The organism is Escherichia albertii (assembly GCF_028622335.1).
GTDB classification, from domain to species: Bacteria; Pseudomonadota; Gammaproteobacteria; order Enterobacterales; family Enterobacteriaceae; genus Escherichia; species Escherichia albertii.
In genome coordinates this window covers 4,347,801-4,365,433 of the sequence record NZ_CP117568.1, presented here as the reverse complement: position 1 = coordinate 4,365,433, position 17,633 = coordinate 4,347,801, and the positions used below count along the sequence as shown (strand labels likewise).

Below are 17,633 nucleotides of genomic sequence, written 5' to 3'. Positions count from 1 at the left end.
AACAGAAAGAAAATCGAAGCATTCATAAATGAACAAAAAAATCTTTTATATATTCGCAATATTTATAGTTGCTTTCATCACCTGTATTAGTCAGCCAAAGAAAACAACGTTGCGTGATAAAACCATGGCCCATTATGTCTTTACTTATTTAAGTTCGCCGGGTGGCATACCGTTTGCTACCGCGGCAACCGAGCTTTCCGCTATTCATGGACACTCAACATCGCAATATAGCCTTGCCGGGTTTTATCTTCATGGCAGTGATGGCAAACCACTCGATTATACGCAGGCCAGATACTGGTATGAGCAATCAGCGGAACAGGGGAATCCACGAGCGCAAAGCAAACTCGGCTGGATCTACCTGAAAGGGTTGGGCGTCAGGCCCGATACCCGCATGGCGATCATCTGGTATAAACTTGCGGCTGAGCAAGGCGATATTCATGCCCAATATACGCTGGGCTTAATCTACAGAAATGGTACAGGTATTAATGTCAACAATTACGAAGCCCGCAAATGGTTGACACTGACGGCAGATCAGCATTATAAAAATTCGGAAAAATTACTGGCTGAACTTCCCATACATTAAAGTTTCTGGCTCAACCAACCAGATGCAAAATTTTCCCTAACAGGCCAGCAAAGATAAAAATGTAGAAAATAATTTTGATTATTCCAGAGCAGCCAGAGCCACCATCATCAGCAGGCATTGACTGAGTTCGTGTCACAGGTTCGATATTGTTTTGTCCGGCAAAATTTGCTGACTGAATTAATAATCTACGGATAATTAATGCTTCTAAAGGACAACGATCTTCTGCATCCTGGCGGGTAATAATCGGTAATAACAGCTCTTCTGGAGGTTGGCTGGCCTGCACGAGTTGTTCCGCCACTAAATATAATGGCCATAAACGATGTTGTGTATCGCCAGCAAGCACTAATCGCGGTTTATGCCCTTTGAGTAAAATCATCTCGACCAGGGAGCGCCCCGGTGCAAAAAGCTTGTCATCGTTGAATATTTCATATAAATGAAAACGCGTACGCGCACTGTCGCCGGGAACATAAAGTAGCGGCTTTCCCCAATCGTCAACCAGTTCGCGCGCCTCAATCATCATGACCACAAGAGGGTAATGATCCACCCGACGCTGACGGCACCATTGCAACATTAATGTATCTGCCTGGGTAGAGGGAGTCTCGCGCCAGTAGTCACAAAGTTCTGCCAACAGGCTTTCGCCTTCTCCACAATAGACGCGTTGCGCGTATTCATAATAACGAGCATCTTCGTTATCGGGTTCAGCCCTACGCCATGCTCTGGCATATTCCATGAGTTCAGGTATTCCCAGGCGGCTTGAACTGTACCAGCGCAGTAATTTCTTATGCAGTTCAACGTCGTCTGGAACAATCATTGTGTGATGTTGCGACAGAAAAGATGGCAGCCAGTCTGGATGGTAAAACCAAATTCTCTCGAACATCTGATAAAAATCGATCGCCGTATTTTGTACCGCAGCAGGGAGATACAAAATAGACTGGAAATCAAAAATATTGCCCTTTGCAAGAGAACCTAAAAACGACTCCAGTTGCTCTTCATGAACAGCGCCCTGGCTATCTTCCTGCTGCCAACACAATCTTTTGGCTAACAACGAAAGGCAATCGTAGCAAATATAAACAGTATTCATGGCGATGATGCACAGCGGCCAGCGCAATTCGTCAATCTCTTCCATCGAGCAATAATTTAATTGTTGAATGAATCGCTGCCAGGCCGATGGCTGAAACCGTTCACGATCAGAGGCGAGCAATGCACGAAAGGCCAGCAAAATTTCATGTTCAGCCACTGAATTTTCTTCATGCTCAGCACTATTTTTTAACGGTGATTGTGCTAATCGCAATGCCTCCTCATAGGCCTGACGCAGTTGTTTAAAACCTTGTGGATCGGTTTCTGGATGACAAGAAGGTAATAGCGCCAGATAAGCGCGGCGGATAATATCGACATCTGTCGTTTCTGCTATATCGAGGATCTGCCAGCAATTTTTCATATGTCGCTCATATCCTTAAGCGTTTCAGGGCAAACAGGGTAATAAGTCAGTGGTTGCCAGGGTAGGGTTGGGTAATATGCATCGTCACTGGCAATTAATTGATAAAACATATCATTGCCGAAATCGTCGTATTCTTTACGGGCTAAGATTTCGCGTAATAACGGCAGATTATCATCCTCAGGAGACTGCCAGTATTGCCGGCCAAAGGTATAACCGGCAAAGTATTGCCGCCAGTTGATATAATAACGTAGCGCCCGTAAATGAATGCGCGATTGAATCCACAGGCTTTCTTCTTCGCTCAACCAGTTATTGAGTACGCCCATCCGACTTAAAAACCCCATACGGACGTAATCCCACGCTTTAATTCCGCCTTCACCGCAACATTCGGCAGTGCTGGCGACAAACTGAGCGTAAGCCTGACTTTGTTCATTCAGTTCATTGGTATAACTACGCCATTCGCATGGAGAATAACGAAACCAGCGATGATAAAAACCAGCCAGCTGTGCAGCATGGCCGTTATCGATCATTCGATGAATTGTCCGCAGCAGGTCTTCGCGGTCATCAATTCCCCAGGATGACGAAAGATCAAAAAAGCGTGTTCCTGAATACATTTTTGGCGATGAATGCGAAGGTAAACAGCATTCATTACGCACTTCCATTGGCGTAGAAAGTGCAAAAAGTATATTTTGCGACTCCATGTCCATAATATTTCATCCTTAAACATTCATTAAACTTATTTAATCAACTTTGAAAAAGTTAGTTTTATTCTTATTTGACACGCTATAATACGCACAAAATAAATAAGAAGCAAAAAACCAATGTATAGAGATATAATATGATTCGCTCGAGACAATAAAGGAATGATAATGATTTACTCATCAAGTAGCTGCGACAATCTTTCGCATAATGAAATCATTGAACGTGCTGAAAATGGAGACAGCGAAGCCCAATATATTCTTGGTATTTATTATAATAACGACCGTACCGGGGAGTCCGATGATGAAAAATCTTTCCACTGGCTAAAACTGGCAGCAGAGCAAGGGCACTGTGAGGCGCAATATTTTCTCGGGCTAAGATTTAAAAACCCGACCAGCAACAAAAAAGACTATCAGCTATCACTGTTTTGGTTAGAAAAGGCCGCAAATCAAAGTCACCCGTTTGCACCAAACGAGTTAGGCTGGATTTGGTCTGAAGTATTAAAAAAAGAGTATGAAAAAGCTGTGTACTGGTATCGCACAGGAGCAGAACGCGGCCAGAGGTTTGCACAAAATAACCTGGGTCGTATGTATGAGAATGGTTCAGGTGTCGCGCAGGATTACACTCAAGCTTTCTTTTGGTACAAACAGGCTGCGTTACAAGGAAATGCAACCGCACAGGCAAATTTGGCCGATCTCTATGACGACGGAAAGGGTATCGCGCAAAATTTTTCCCTCGCTGCATTCTGGTACCTAAAAAGCGCCCGGCAAGGGAGTCGCCACGGACAATTTCAGACTGGGTGGAAATATAATGAGGGCGAAGGGGTAGATCAGGACTATAAGCAAGCGATGTATTGGTATCTGAAGGCTGCGGCCCAGGAGAGCATCAGCGCTTACGTTAACATTGGCTATATGTATAAACATGGGCACGGTGTTGAGAAGGATTATCAGACCGCCTTTGACTGGTTTATGAAAGCCGCTGAGCGCAATAACGCCGCCGCCTGGTATAACCTGGCAATTATGTACCACTATGGAGAAGGAAGACCTGCCGATCTCCGACAGGCTCTCGACTTATACCGTAAAGTTCAGTCATCCGGCATAAGGAATGTCAGTAAGGAAATCCGGGAGATTGACGATTTACTGGATAAAAAATAAGCCCATTAGTTTGACAACGAGTTGTCAGCACGACTTCATCCGGCAACTCGTTTCTGTAAACACATAAACTAATCCAACACCCACAATTTTTTATTAATCACTTTGGTAAGAAGCTCATCTTTTTCCAGATCCCAGTACGCCGTTGTCACTTTAACCTGACCAGGATGCTGCGGATCAGGTTGTAATAAATCGGCTGCCGTTGCAGTCTCCTGAATATTGAGATTTTTCATAAATCCCGGCATAACCCGAATCCACTGATATTGCTGGATATCAAAAACATAAACGACGCGTTCAGCACTGCTCCACCACTCCGGCGAGACAACAACGCGATCGCGCCCACTATTATCCAGCCCAGAAATCGTCTCAACATTACCTATAAGGCATTGCGTGATTATTATTGGAGAAACCCGGGGATCGCTACTCCACAAAGAACAATCACATTTACTGTATGGCAAACATGCTCCTCCCGTACGAGGATCGGCCTCGCGCATCCAGACATAACTTTTATTTTTACCGTCAAATTTGCCCCGCGCGACATCAGTACTTTTTTCTTTACTCTGATTTGCAAGCGTAATGCCGTCGGTTTCACTCACAATACGCCAGCCCAGGGCGCTTTTCGTGACCTGTATTTCCTGCGGGTAATTTTGCTCATTTTCATATGTCAGGCCAGCGCGTTTAACAAAACTCACTAACACAATATTTTTATCCTCGTAAGAACGCTGGATATTTAATGTACTGACAATGGACTGGCAAAAATCGGTATTTTTTGCCAGGAACGCCTGTTCATTAGCAAGGACCTGCTGGGCGGAAAGTGATTGACCATACCACTCAACCTGCGGCATGTATAAGGACTGAGGCTGTGCGTTATCGCGTTTACTGAGAACATCATCCCAGCGTTCGACTAGCGATTCGATGGCTTGTAAATCTACGGGAGGAAGAGTTTCAGACTCTCCCTCTGCTGCTGCGACGGTAAATGCATTACCGATAATAAGTAACAACAATGATACGCCAGTAAGAAACCTTCCCATGTCGATTTTCCTGAATGTATTCCATTACTCCCTATTCCAGCAGAAACGGACACCGACAGAAAACGCTACCGGCGTACGAAATCAGACTATTACGGCTCGAACGGGCGTCTCTGGAACTGGTCATGACCGCATTTCGGGCATAGCGTCAGCACTTCCGGTGTGTAGATAGGGAGATGGAAGTGGCATTTCTCGCAGACCAGATTCCCCAGCCCAACCACTTCCCCGCTGTGATAAACCCCGTGATGATTGAGATCCTGGAACACTTCGCGCCACTCCAGCTGCGTTTTATCAGTGATATCCGCCAGTTCCTGCCAAAGGCTTTCTTTAATCACCCGCATAAAAACGCTATCGGACTCTTCCTTCAGGCTTTCTTCATAGCTCATAGCGAACTCTTCCAGGTCACGTCTGACAGCTCGCGTCAGTTCGTCGATCTCGGTTCGCGTTAACTCCCCTGTTTTTATTACTCGCTCTCGCGCCTGTTCTACCAGTGCGTCGATATCGCGCTCACCATTACGCAGACGCTCGCTTAATGACGCCACCAGTTCACGGTAATATTGAGCAACCTTGTTCATCATCTCATCTCCCGGGTCGTTAACTGACTATAATAATAGACTATTTTTCTTATCAATTTGCAATGTAGCCCACAGAATTTTATAAAACCATATAAAGATATAGAAATAAATATTTTACAGCGCATAATATTTATAAAATATCCCCCTTGTAAACATCAGGAGAATTAAGTTGCCCACACAAATCTCTTATACTCAAGACATAATATTGCCTAATGAACATGGATTACATGCCCGCCCGGCAACCGCCCTGGTAAAATTAATTAAAACATTCACCAGTGAAATTATGATATCTAATCTTAATGGCAGCGGTGATAACGTTAACGGGCGTAGCATGATGAAGGTTGTCGCACTGGGCGTTAAAAAAGGACACTGCATGCGTTTTACTGCTACAGGCGAAGATGCACAACAGGCTATTGAGACAATTGCTAAAGAAATCGAAAATGGATTGGGAGAATAAACAGAGCTGCGGCCATCAATTAACGATGGCCGAAAATATACTTATTTTATCCGCTCTTCGTCCGTTAACTTCTTCTTAAATATCAAGATTAACGCCGTTGATATTATTACACCAATTAATGTCGATAGTAAAAACAATATCGGATTTCCAACCACTGGCAGCACAAATACCCCACCATGTGGTGCCGGATATGTAGTATTGAATAGCATCGCCAGCGAACCCGCAATACCAGACCCAACCATTAGCGAGGGTAATATTACCAGCGGATTACTGGCTGCAAAGGGAATTGCCCCTTCAGCAATAAATGATAGCCCTAAGATATAATTAGCTTTTGCCGCTTCACATTGACTCTGGGTAAATTTATCGCGCGACAGCGTTGCCGCCAATGCCACCGCCAGCGATGGCACCATCCCACTGGCAACCGCTGCCGCCATTACATAATAATTGCCACTCGCCAGAACACCGACGCTAAAGAGATAGGCCGCCTTGTTAATGGGTCCCCCCAGATCCGCCGCCAGCATCGCACCAATAACAAAACCCAGCAGAATTTTATTTGCCGAACCAATATCATTAAGAAAATGTACGACTCCAGTGTTGATATAGCCCATTACGGGCCCAACAACCGCCACAGTAATGAAACCGACGATAAATACACTGAGCAACGGATAGAGTAAAACCGGTTTAATCCCTTCAAAGGATTTGGGCAATCCACGCAATCCATGACGTAGCAGTTTGATAGTGTAACCGGCAATAAAACCAGCCAGAATCGCGCCCAGAAAACCGCTCCCCCCCGTATTGGCCAGAAAACCACCGACCATACCAGGAGCAAAAGCAGGACGATCACTGATGGCGTAAGCGATATAACCGCTCATAACCGGAATAAATAAAGTAAATGCCGCTCCACCTACAGAACTGAGGATTTTGGCAAAGTAATTATAGCTGGGATCGTCAGGATTGGCTGAATTAATTCCCCAGAAAAAGGAGATCGCAATTAATATGCCGCCCGCCACCACGAATGGCAGCATATTAGATACGCCGTTCATCAACGAAGCATAAACACCAGGTGTTGCTGAAGGCGCATTCCCCGTTTTATCTTGTTCATCGGGCTGATAACACGGTGCGGATAATGCTGTTTTAATTAATATTTCTGGTTCTTTAATACCGCGAGAAACACTGGTATAACATAGCGGTTTTCCGGCAAAACGATCTATATTAACCTTGGTATCCGCTGCCACAATGACCGCTTCGGCCCGTTGAATATCTTCTGCCGTTAGCGCATTTTCTACGCCAACTGAACCATTAGTTTCTACTTTAATCTGATAGCCAAGTTTTACCGCCGCCTTTTCCAGATTTTCCGCTGCCATATAGGTATGGGCAATACCGGTCGGGCAGGCCGTTACCGCCACGATGAAACGGTTGGGTGGCGTATCTTCCACTGTAGATTTTTTGTCGTCTTCCTCTGCGTCTTTATTTTTCAGCAGAATAACAATCTCTTTTTCATTCTGCGCCTGCATTAACGCCAGACGTAGATCATCATCCATCAACCAGCGACATAAGCGAGTTAAAATATTGAGATGGTCCGCTTCGGCATTTTCCGGTACTGCAATCATAAAGACAAGATAAACAGGCTCATCATCCAGAGAATCCCAGGGAATACCGCTATCTGAACGTAAAAAAAGAATAACTGGTTTGCTGATCAATTTACTTTTTACATGCGGAATGGCGATGCCATCGCCAATTCCTGTGGTGGACAGCGCTTCGCGTTCATTTAATCCTCGAATAAATACATTGCTATCCTGATTTTCAATATAACCTTCAACCGCCATTTTATCGGCTAATTGATGAAAAAGCTCTTGTTTATCGCAGGGGCTTTTATTGAGAATAATATGTGATGGTGACAACAAATCCTGGAGTGTCATTACGTGCGTCCTCGTTATTTTGATTTATCCCCCGGAGTTTTTTCTTATTGCCGGGGGGATATATTTATTTTCAGGAAACAACACTATTCCTTACCATGATAAATATGCTCTAACATCCGTTCTGCCGTCCGGGACCAACCATTCTGGACCACATAGTCTCCTAATTGCCTGTCCCAGTTGCCAAGTTCATTAAGCGGTAATAAAGGCAGATGCTTTAATTGCGGATAAATCACCACTTTGCCAGTAAAACGTCCTGCTTTTACTGCCTCCAGCCCGGATTTTGTCGCCATTAACCCACCAATTGCTGCGACGTTAAAATCGGGCAGAGCTTCATTGCGATTCATTTTTGCCAGTACCTGAAGTTGGTCAGCAACAGATGAACCACTACTGGCGGTAATACTGACATTACGAGATGCGACCCACCCTAAAGGTAACTTCCCGAACAGCCCATAACGAGTACCAGAAAACAGGATCAAGATGCCGTCATCGGCCAGAAACTCCACCACGGCATCAATCGGCTCAATACCGGGTGCACTAACGATAATATCCGTTGCACCATGCTCTCCCACTAATTCACGAAGCTGACCGCGAAAATCGACACAGTCCTGTAAGGCCAGATAATTCACCTCTATATCGCTGGCGGCGATAATGGCTGAAAAATCCTGCGCCATCTGGTCAAGGCGGGTACGCGTGTTGCCAGTGACAATAATTTTCGCAGGCGCGCACGGGCTTTTTAGCGCACGCTGCAAATGAATACGCCCCATCGTTCCACCGCCGCCAGAGATGATTAATACGCCGCCGGGATGATAATCGTAGCGGTATTTCTCTTCGCGGAAGGCGTCAGATAACCGGCGCTGCGAACTGCCGAGTAAATTCACTTTGTTGTAATGAATTTTGGCAACGTCCATCGCGACATATTTTTGCGGTTCGCTTTGCGGCAACCAACACAACAGGCCGTTAACGGCCATTCTTTCGCTGATAGCTGTCAACGTCGCGTCATCCGGGTTGCCGAGGATAATAATGTCATCGAATAGCGTTTCTGGCAGATCGCTGGTGAAAACCACCTCATCATTGGCTAACCCACTGATATATTCCTGATAAACCTCCGGTATGCCGACTACGATAATATCGCTGCTGACAAAAGGCATATCGAGGGTAAAGTTACGATTGATCCCGGTATCCAGCCAGATAAGCACGCGTCCATCGGGCTTCATTGATGGACGGGAATGTTGAACAAATGCCGCCTCTACGCAGGCCAGCGGTTCGGTCTGCGCGACCGCCGCATGACTCAAGCGCTCATCCACCGCAAACGCACAGCTACCGTGATCGGAACTAAATACTTCCTCCCCCAGCAGCAGATATTCCGCCATCCCGCCATTGACATTAACCCCAATACAGAAGCGTTCATTGTTAAGATAGACATCCGGCTGGACGCCTAATCGCGTTCCTGTCGGCCACGCGTCGACCATTTCACAGCCGGGTTTTACCACGGTTAGCGAAAGTTCATGCCCCAGAATGGCCGGATTTACACTGAAATCACGGCCCTTAAACAGCGGATAATCATTGCCCATCGAGATCATTTTGACGTCTGAGGCGCAAATGGCGAATGCGTCGACCCGCGCCAGTACTTCGCGCGGCCCCGGTCGGGGCATATTTAGCGTCGTCGGCAGGTTATTTACACCGAAAGAATTCATCCCGTGTCCGTGGAAAACCCAGCAATTATTTTTCTCTGGTATGTTCATTAACTTCTCCCCACGTTAAATTTCTGCAACACCTCGCCAACCTGTCGGCTGGCGACATACAGGTGATACAACGTTGATGCAGGAGATGCGGCCTTAATACGTTCACCGGTTTCGCTGATTTCATCGCAGTACAACCCGGCAGTTTCGTTCTCAATATACAGACGCAACATATCGGCAATATGCTGCTCCAGCGTCGGTAGCGCCGCCTGTCCGACAGTCAGGCAGTTGACGACATCGGCCTTAATACGTTCAGTCTGGCACCAGAGGCGACTGGCGGCGCGATGACGGCTTTTATCTAAATTGATTTCATTCATCACAGCTCCGGTCTGCGCGTTGTCGCCACAGCCGGCAATAAAATGCTGAAGCGCTGTTCGCCACTCCAGAGTGTTGATGCCGGACATCTTCTCATACGCGTACAGCAGCCAGGTCCATTCATGATGATGACCCGGATCGATATGCCGCGACTCCGGCAAATCAGGACGCCATCCCGATGCGAAAAACTCCACCAGGCAACGCTGTTGCTGGCTGAAAAAACGGCTAGTGAACAATCTGAAAAGCCTGTGCGCCTCTTGCTCCCAACGCGCATCGCCTGTCGCCGCCCACCATGACAGCATGGCCTCAAACAGGTGCATATGCGGGTTCTGACTGAGGAGTGTTGGACGTTCGGTATTCAGCGCATAACCGCCCTCTTCCAGCGTCAGGTGTTGCTGCATCCAGTCATGAAGACGCTCAGCCCGCTGGCGAATCTTAATATCGCCAGTCAACGCCCAGAGTTCAGAGAAAGCGAGCAACGCAAACGCCTGCTCGTAGGTATTCAGCTTTCCGGCTGTCGAATCGCTGCCATCAGAAAAGTAAAACGCCCCTTGCGCATTATGAAAATGCTGTAGCCCCGTTTCCATAATACGATTAATGGTATCGCCCGCCACAATCCAGCCGGTGCGGGTAGCATGGGCAAAGACGTACAACTGCCTCGTCTGTACGCGGGCACGGATAATACCTGGCGCAACGGGAACGGTTTCAGCAAAGCACTGCTCGCCGTCGCGGTTCACCACGCCCTGTTGCAGAAAACATGGCAATGCATCGTGGCGCATCCAGTGGGTGAATTGTTGTGCTTGCTTTAGCATATTTTACCTCCCTGCTGACGCACGCTGGCGACAATCACGCCAATCTCAGTGCCGGAAGGAGAACGAATGCAATAGTTGTGCAGCGCCGCCGGAATAATGACAGTTTCGGCATAATGCACGACGAAAGGCGCAAATTGCCGATCCAGGCTTTCGATCAGTGCTTCCTGACCTTCAATCAAATTAAGCATCTGGAATTCGCCGCCGGTAGAGAGGTTCACAGATTGGCTGATCCAGTAGCGATGGGTGTCAATAAATTCCAGTTCGTGCAAACCGGTTCTTTCACAGCGGTAAGCCACATTTTCTTCCTGCACCGTGATGGTATTAAGCAGCTGCCGCTGGCACCATTCGGTATCGCGCTCTTCGCGAATCACCTGGCTGCCGTGCGCAAGATGTACCGGGCGTGGGCGACCATCCAGGCCCAGACGCCCCCAGTCCCACAATTTGAAGGTGAAGATGTAGGGGGTGGCGGAGATTTCGAGGATCATCGCATCTTTGCCAGAACAGTGCACTGTTCCGGCTGGGATCAGCACGTGATCGTGTTTTTTCACCGGGAAACGGTTAACCAGAGCTTCAGCATCCAGCTCGCCAGTTTCCTGCGCCTGAGCGATGGCATCCACCAGCGTTTGCTTATTGATACCAGTTTTCAGCCCGAGATAAACGCTCGCATCCTCTCCCGCATCAAGGATGTAATAACTCTCATCCTGGGTGTAGTGCATGCCAAAATGTTGCTGAATATAGTCAGTGGAGGGATGAACCTGCAAACTCAGGTTGCCACCCGACATGGTGTCAAGGAAGTCGAAACGGATCGGGAATTCCGCGCCAAAACGGACATAGTTGCGCTCACCCAACAACGGGATAGGCCGCGCCAGTACCAGGTTTATCGATGGCATCGTCAACCGGATGCCATTGTAGTCAAGTGTCAGGCTGTTCTCTTCCGGCACGCCATCAAAGCACCAGGCGTAATTTTTCTCTGATGGCGGAAGTTCACAAACCTCCTCCATCCACTTGCCGCCCCATACGCCGGGGTCAAAGAACGGATTTAAGCGGAACGGTGTACACAAGCAAGCATCCAGCCCAGCCTGAAAAGCCGCCTGATCCACCATGACCACAGGTGTGCTCAGGCTGTCGAGCCAGAAATCCATGTTGTCAAAAAGCGAGCGTTTGTGGCGATCGGCAATTCGCCACTCCCAGAAAAAACCCTGTTTGTATTTTCGGAGGATGTCATCATCAGCGTTGTCAACCAGCCAGTTGCTGGAACCTGCACGCCAGTCAAGCTGACGCTGCCATCGCGGATAGTCAGCATAGATCAGCACATCGGGCGGCATCAGAAGCGCGGCTCCGGTCCCGATGACAACAACAATGCCCGGCTGGCTGACAATTTGCTGACGTTGTTCTGCTACGCGTTCCGCCAGAAGATAGTCTGACAACGTCGCACAACTCATCACTCCGAAAACCCGGTCATCTGTCAGGGTATCAGCCAAGCGGTTTTGCAGAGCGCTACCGCTGAGATAACACGCATCGACGTCAACCCAGTAAGCATGAGAAAACGTTTCATGCTGACACAAAGCCTGTTTAATTTGCTGTTTATCCACGCCTGGATAGCAATCAATGGTGACTATTTGCCGCTCTCCTGCCGGCAGGAACATTGCCAGGTGCGTTCTAATTTCCTGCCATCCCTGGTACGTCTGCACCTCGCCGGGAACATTGACAGCCGGAAATTTTTCATAGTTAGCAGTGTGTGAAAGATAGCTCATCCTGACCCCTCAAAGTTAATCGATTAACCTTATCATGATGAGGACAGTATCGTTACCCGCCTGATATTGCAATATTGCTGAAAACAACACTAATTGCAAAAGTCAATAAAAATCAAATAATTAATAAAATTCATATTATTTTTCATCTCTGGAATGTGAGGATTATCGCAAAATAACTATCACCTTATGACAAAAAACAGGTAAATCGAATAACCTCGATAAACACGTTATGGAGGAGTTGTGATGAAACCGATAGCAGTGCATTTTGGTGCGGGGGCATTAGGTCGAGGTCTTGTCGTTCCACTTTTGATTGAAAGCGGATTTGATGTGATAGCAATAGATAGCGACGAAAAACTACTCGCCAGTATCAGGGAACGTCAGGGTTATGACCTCCTGCTCACCGATACCAGAGAAACACAGCACATTCATCTGAGAGATATTCTCCATCCGGCAGATGAAAAGCTAACTGGATGGTTACAGCACGCCAGCGTTATCACTACCTCTGTCAGAAAAGAAAATTTGCATCGCATTGTAAAGCAACTCAAAAATGTGCCGCCCAAAACGCTAATTTGCTGTGAAAATATCGAATACAGCGGGCGCTTTTTTGCCGAACTGATGCAAGAAGGCGGCGTCAATCCTGACGGCTGGCGGTTGCCTGATTGCATGGTCGATCGTATTTGTTCTTCCTGCTGGCCTGCGTCGACGCTGATTGAAGCGGAGTCCTGGGGTACTGTCTGCATCCAGAAGCTGGAGGGTGCGACAACAGTGCAAAAATTTGAACAGGTTGAAAATATTACCCTACGATTTCAGGAAAAACGAATTCTGGTGAATACCTATGCTGACGGTATTAGTTTTCTGGGATTAGCGGCAGGAAAACAATATTTATATCAGGCGGCAGAAAGCGAGGAAATTCGTCTGGCGATGGACAACTACATGCAACTAATGAAACTCTATTTATGCCAGGAATGTCATCTTGACGCGAACTATCTCGAAAAGATGGCAGAAAAACATCGCCTGCGCTTATGTAATCCGCATATAAAACGTTCACTGGAGAGCGTCGCACGAAATTTCCTGCAAAAAATCGGCCCTACAGAAAGGTTTATTTATCCTCTGACGGTATTACAGCAGCGTGGGGTTGATATTCAGCCTGCGATCTCATTTCTAAATGTGCTAATTAATGGCTGGGCAAATGCGCAATCAGAACCGCAGCTGGCGCGACAGCGGGCACTTGCGAGTCTCAATGTTGCAGAAATTGTTGAGCGTCTGGAACAGGAAGAGCCCGCACAAATATCGTAAGCATAGTCTTCTGAGAAGCGCTAAAATGCCCTTGACGTAATTTTATCGGCTTTGCTACCGTTTCCCCCTTGTTTGTGCGCCGTGCTAATGAATTTTCATCGCCCGGCGCCTTTGTGGGTATTTTAGCGGAGTAGCAGCATGGAAAAACGTGCCACAGTGTCAGATGTTGCCGCACTAGCAAAGGTCTCTTCGGCCACCGTTTCCAATGTGCTCAGCAATCGGGAAGGTAAAGTTTCAGCCAAAACCCGCCAACGCGTTCTCGAGGCCATAAAAAAACTGAATTACACTTATAATGAAAACGCAGCCACATTACGCAGTAATAAATCCAATATAATTGGGTTAGTGATCCACGATCTTAGTAATCCTTATTATACCGAATTAATTTCTAAAATTACCCGGCAGCTTGCCACATTAGGCTATGCAACTATCCTTGCGTGTTCTGATGAAAATCTCGAAAACCAACAAAGCTATCTGCATTTAATGAAAAGGCATAATGCAATAGCTGTGCTTCTTTGTCCGACCTGGGATACCACCGCACAACATCTCGACGACTGGTGCAAAGCAAGCCCAACGATTACCTTTTTACGGCCCGTCAGAAATAACAATAATGATTATATTGGTATCGATAATTATCAGGCGGCCTGGGATCTGACAAAGCAGTTAATTGATGATGGCCACCAACACATTGCTTTTATTGGCGGACGCCAGCACTCTCGCCTTCGCCATCAGCGGCTTCAGGGGTGGAAAGACGCACACCACGATTCCGGCATCAAATGGAAAGAGTCACGGATTCTGGAATGTGCATCCAGCATGACTGCTGGCGCCTCAACGACTACCCAGTTACTACAGCAAGACAGCGCAGTGACTGCCCTGGTTTGTTATCAGGATATCGTGGCATTTGGTGCGATGAATGCCCTGCAATTTGCCGGTAAAAAAGTCGGAGCTGAAATTGCCGTCACTGGATTTGATGGCCTTAGTGATGCTGAAGGCTGGCTTCCGTCATTAACCACTGCGGAAGTACAAATTACGGAACTGACGAACCAAATCGTCTCTCGTCTCCTTGAACGTCTGGAAAATAGGCTATCACCACCCACTACAACGCTGCTTCATGCCCATATTCACTGGCGTCACTCAACCCAAATGGCTTGAAGGATTTGATTTAATGTCCTGCGAAAGGCTGTTTTGGCGCGGACGTTTGGGCTATGCTATGCGGATCTGAAAAACCACCTCTAGCGCTACATTTGTAGCCGTATTGAAAACAGGACCACTGGCTGCCATGCAAGAGCAATACCGCCCGGAAGAGATAGAATCCAAAGTACAGCTTCACTGGGATGAGAAGCGCACATTTGAAGTAACCGAAGACGAGAGCAAAGAGAAGTATTACTGCCTGTCTATGCTTCCCTATCCTTCTGGTCGACTACACATGGGCCACGTTCGCAACTACACCATCGGTGACGTGATCGCCCGCTACCAGCGCATGCTGGGCAAAAACGTTCTTCAGCCAATCGGCTGGGACGCATTTGGTCTGCCTGCGGAAGGCGCAGCGGTGAAAAACAACACCGCGCCAGCACCGTGGACGTATGACAATATCGCGTATATGAAAAACCAGCTCAAAATGCTGGGCTTTGGTTATGACTGGAGCCGCGAGCTGGCAACCTGTACGCCGGAATACTACCGTTGGGAACAGAAGTTCTTCACCGAACTGTATAAAAAAGGTCTGGTGTATAAGAAGACTTCTGCGGTCAACTGGTGCCCTAACGACCAGACCGTACTGGCGAACGAGCAGGTTATCGACGGCTGCTGCTGGCGCTGCGATACCAAAGTTGAACGTAAAGAGATCCCACAGTGGTTTATCAAAATCACCGCTTACGCTGACGAGCTGCTCAACGATCTGGATAAACTGGATCACTGGCCAGACACCGTAAAAACCATGCAGCGTAACTGGATTGGTCGTTCCGAAGGTGTGGAAATCACTTTCAACGTTAACGACTATGACAACACGCTGACCGTTTATACGACCCGCCCGGACACCTTTATGGGCTGTACTTATCTGGCGGTAGCGGCAGGTCACCCACTGGCGCAGAAAGCGGCGGAAAATAATCCTGAACTGGCGGCCTTTATTGACGAATGCCGTAACACCAAAGTTGCCGAAGCAGAAATGGCGACGATGGAGAAAAAAGGCGTCGATACGGGCTTTAAAGCTGTTCACCCATTAACCGGCGAAGAAATTCCGGTTTGGGCAGCAAACTTCGTATTGATGGAATATGGCACCGGCGCAGTCATGGCGGTTCCGGGTCACGACCAGCGTGACTACGAATTTGCCTCTAAATACGGCCTGAACATCAAACCGGTTATCCTGGCGGCTGACGGTTCTGAACCAGATCTCTCCCAGCAGGCACTGACTGAAAAAGGCGTGCTGTTCAACTCTGGCGAGTTCAACGGTCTTGACCATGAGGCGGCCTTTAACGCCATTGCCGACAAACTGACTGCAATGGGCGTTGGCGAGCGTAAAGTGAACTACCGCCTGCGCGACTGGGGCGTATCCCGTCAGCGTTACTGGGGCGCGCCGATTCCGATGGTGACGCTGGAAGACGGTACTGTAATGCCGACTCCTGACGACCAGTTGCCGGTGATTCTGCCGGAAGACGTGGTGATGGACGGCATTACCAGCCCGATTAAAGCAGATCCTGAGTGGGCGAAAACCACCGTTAACGGAATGCCGGCACTGCGTGAAACCGACACTTTTGACACCTTTATGGAATCCTCCTGGTACTATGCACGCTACACTTGTCCAGAGTACAAAGAAGGAATGCTGGATTCCGACGCGGCTAACTACTGGCTGCCGGTTGATATCTATATTGGTGGTATTGAACATGCCATCATGCACCTGCTCTACTTCCGCTTCTTCCACAAACTGATGCGCGATGCAGGTATGGTGAACTCTGATGAACCCGCGAAACAGTTGCTGTGTCAGGGTATGGTGCTGGCAGATGCCTTCTACTACGTTGGCGAAAACGGCGAGCGTAACTGGGTATCGCCGAAAGACGCTATCGTTGAGCGCGACGAGAAAGGTCGTATCGTGAAAGCGAAAGACGCGGCAGGCCATGAGCTGGTGTATACCGGCATGAGCAAAATGTCCAAGTCGAAGAACAACGGTATCGACCCGCAGGAAATGGTTGAACGCTACGGCGCGGACACCGTTCGTCTGTTCATGATGTTCGCGTCTCCGGCAGATATGACTCTTGAATGGCAGGAGTCTGGCGTTGAAGGGGCTAACCGCTTCCTGAAACGTGTCTGGAAACTGGTTTACGAGCACACAACGAAAGGTGATGCTCCGGCGCTGAACGTTGATGCACTGACGGAAGATCAGAAAGCCCTGCGTCGCGATGTGCATAAAACAATCGCTAAAGTGACCGATGATATCGGCCGCCGTCAGACCTTCAACACCGCAATTGCGGCGATTATGGAGCTGATGAACAAACTGGCGAAAGCACCGACCGATAGTGAGCAAGATCGCGCACTGATGCAGGAAGCGCTGCTGGCGGTTGTCCGTATGCTTAACCCGTTCACCCCGCACATCTGCTTCACGCTGTGGCAGGAGTTGAAAGGCGAAGGCGATATCGATAACGCACCATGGCCGGTTGCAGACGAGAAAGCGATGGTCGAAGACTCCACGCTGGTGGTGGTACAGGTTAACGGTAAAGTCCGTGCCAAAATCACCGTTCCGGTAAATGCAACGGAAGAACAGGTTCGCGAACGTGCTGGCCAGGAGCATCTGGTAGCAAAATATCTTGATGGCGTTACCGTGCGTAAAGTGATTTACGTACCGGGTAAACTCCTCAATCTGGTCGTTGGCTAAGCGCGGGAGGA

At 48.0% G+C, this 17,633-nt stretch carries 13 protein-coding genes and 1 pseudogene; 6 read left to right on the top strand and 8 right to left on the bottom strand.

Annotated features, from left to right (window positions below):
• The first annotated feature begins 28 nt into the window (after positions 1-28).
• A complete protein-coding gene (locus PS053_RS20990) occupies positions 29-583 on the top strand; it encodes a tetratricopeptide repeat protein (protein ID WP_059218899.1) in 555 nt (184 codons plus the stop codon).
• Positions 584-593: 10 nt separating this feature from the next.
• Here PS053_RS20990 and PS053_RS20985 read toward each other — a convergent pair whose 3' ends face one another.
• Positions 594-2,021, bottom strand: coding sequence for a J domain-containing protein (locus tag PS053_RS20985; protein ID WP_059256992.1), 1,428 nt, complete (start codon positions 2,019-2,021; stop codon positions 594-596).
• Complete coding sequence (locus PS053_RS20980) at positions 2,018-2,725, bottom strand: DUF1266 domain-containing protein (RefSeq protein ID WP_256879107.1); 708 nt, start codon at positions 2,723-2,725, stop codon at positions 2,018-2,020. Before PS053_RS20980 ends, PS053_RS20985 begins: the two co-directional genes overlap by 4 nt.
• A 162-nt stretch (positions 2,726-2,887) precedes the next feature.
• Between PS053_RS20980 and PS053_RS20975 the strand changes: the two genes are divergently transcribed.
• Positions 2,888-3,871, top strand: coding sequence for a tetratricopeptide repeat protein (locus PS053_RS20975; RefSeq protein WP_256879108.1), 984 nt, complete (start codon positions 2,888-2,890; stop codon positions 3,869-3,871).
• 68 nt (positions 3,872-3,939) lie between these two features.
• Here the strand turns inward: PS053_RS20975 and PS053_RS20970 are convergent, their stop codons facing one another.
• Together PS053_RS20970 and PS053_RS20965 are read right to left on the bottom strand one after the other, a co-directional pair.
• Entirely contained in the window at positions 3,940-4,899 is a 960-nt protein-coding gene (locus PS053_RS20970; RefSeq protein WP_137651202.1) for a hypothetical protein, read from the bottom strand.
• Between the two features lie 89 nt (positions 4,900-4,988).
• Positions 4,989-5,471, bottom strand: coding sequence for a zinc ribbon-containing protein (locus PS053_RS20965; RefSeq protein ID WP_024164991.1), 483 nt, complete (start codon positions 5,469-5,471; stop codon positions 4,989-4,991).
• A 190-nt stretch (positions 5,472-5,661) separates the two neighbouring features.
• Between PS053_RS20965 and PS053_RS20960 the strand changes: the two are divergent.
• Positions 5,662-5,928, top strand: a pseudogene (locus PS053_RS20960) (HPr family phosphocarrier protein); the annotation flags it as partial.
• 41 nt (positions 5,929-5,969) lie between these two features.
• Here the strand turns inward: PS053_RS20960 and PS053_RS20955 are convergent.
• The 4 genes from PS053_RS20955 to PS053_RS20940 all read right to left on the bottom strand — a co-directional run bounded on the left by PS053_RS20955 (position 5,970) and on the right by PS053_RS20940 (position 12,467).
• Complete coding sequence (locus PS053_RS20955; RefSeq protein WP_085456086.1) at positions 5,970-7,847, bottom strand: PTS fructose transporter subunit IIABC; 1,878 nt, start codon at positions 7,845-7,847, stop codon at positions 5,970-5,972.
• Positions 7,848-7,930: 83 nt separating this feature from the next.
• Positions 7,931-9,541 (bottom strand): alcohol dehydrogenase catalytic domain-containing protein, encoded by a 1,611-nt coding sequence (locus PS053_RS20950; protein ID WP_131109376.1) that lies wholly within the window; start codon positions 9,539-9,541, stop codon positions 7,931-7,933.
• A 47-nt stretch (positions 9,542-9,588) separates the two neighbouring features.
• Positions 9,589-10,713 carry an AGE family epimerase/isomerase gene (locus tag PS053_RS20945; protein ID WP_256879109.1) on the bottom strand — a complete coding sequence of 375 codons (1,125 nt, stop codon included), beginning with the start codon at positions 10,711-10,713 and terminating at the stop codon, positions 9,589-9,591.
• The gene (locus tag PS053_RS20940; RefSeq protein ID WP_256879110.1) at positions 10,707-12,467 is read right to left on the bottom strand and encodes a class I mannose-6-phosphate isomerase; all 1,761 of its coding nucleotides are present in this window, start codon (positions 12,465-12,467) and stop codon (positions 10,707-10,709) included. Before PS053_RS20940 ends, PS053_RS20945 begins: the two co-directional genes overlap by 7 nt.
• 243 nt (positions 12,468-12,710) lie before the next feature.
• On the opposite strand from PS053_RS20940, the gene PS053_RS20935 reads away from it, so the two are divergent.
• From PS053_RS20935 to leuS, 3 genes are all read left to right on the top strand, one after another.
• Positions 12,711-13,763 carry a mannitol dehydrogenase family protein gene (locus PS053_RS20935; protein ID WP_149477305.1) on the top strand — a complete coding sequence of 351 codons (1,053 nt, stop codon included), beginning with the start codon at positions 12,711-12,713 and terminating at the stop codon, positions 13,761-13,763.
• Between the two features lie 138 nt (positions 13,764-13,901).
• Positions 13,902-14,912, top strand: a complete 1,011-nt coding sequence (locus PS053_RS20930; RefSeq protein WP_000415276.1) for a LacI family DNA-binding transcriptional regulator — start codon at positions 13,902-13,904, stop codon at positions 14,910-14,912.
• Between the two features lie 127 nt (positions 14,913-15,039).
• Positions 15,040-17,622, top strand: coding sequence for a leucine--tRNA ligase (leuS, locus tag PS053_RS20925; protein ID WP_256879111.1), 2,583 nt, complete (start codon positions 15,040-15,042; stop codon positions 17,620-17,622).
• The last annotated feature ends 11 nt before the right edge of the window (positions 17,623-17,633 follow it).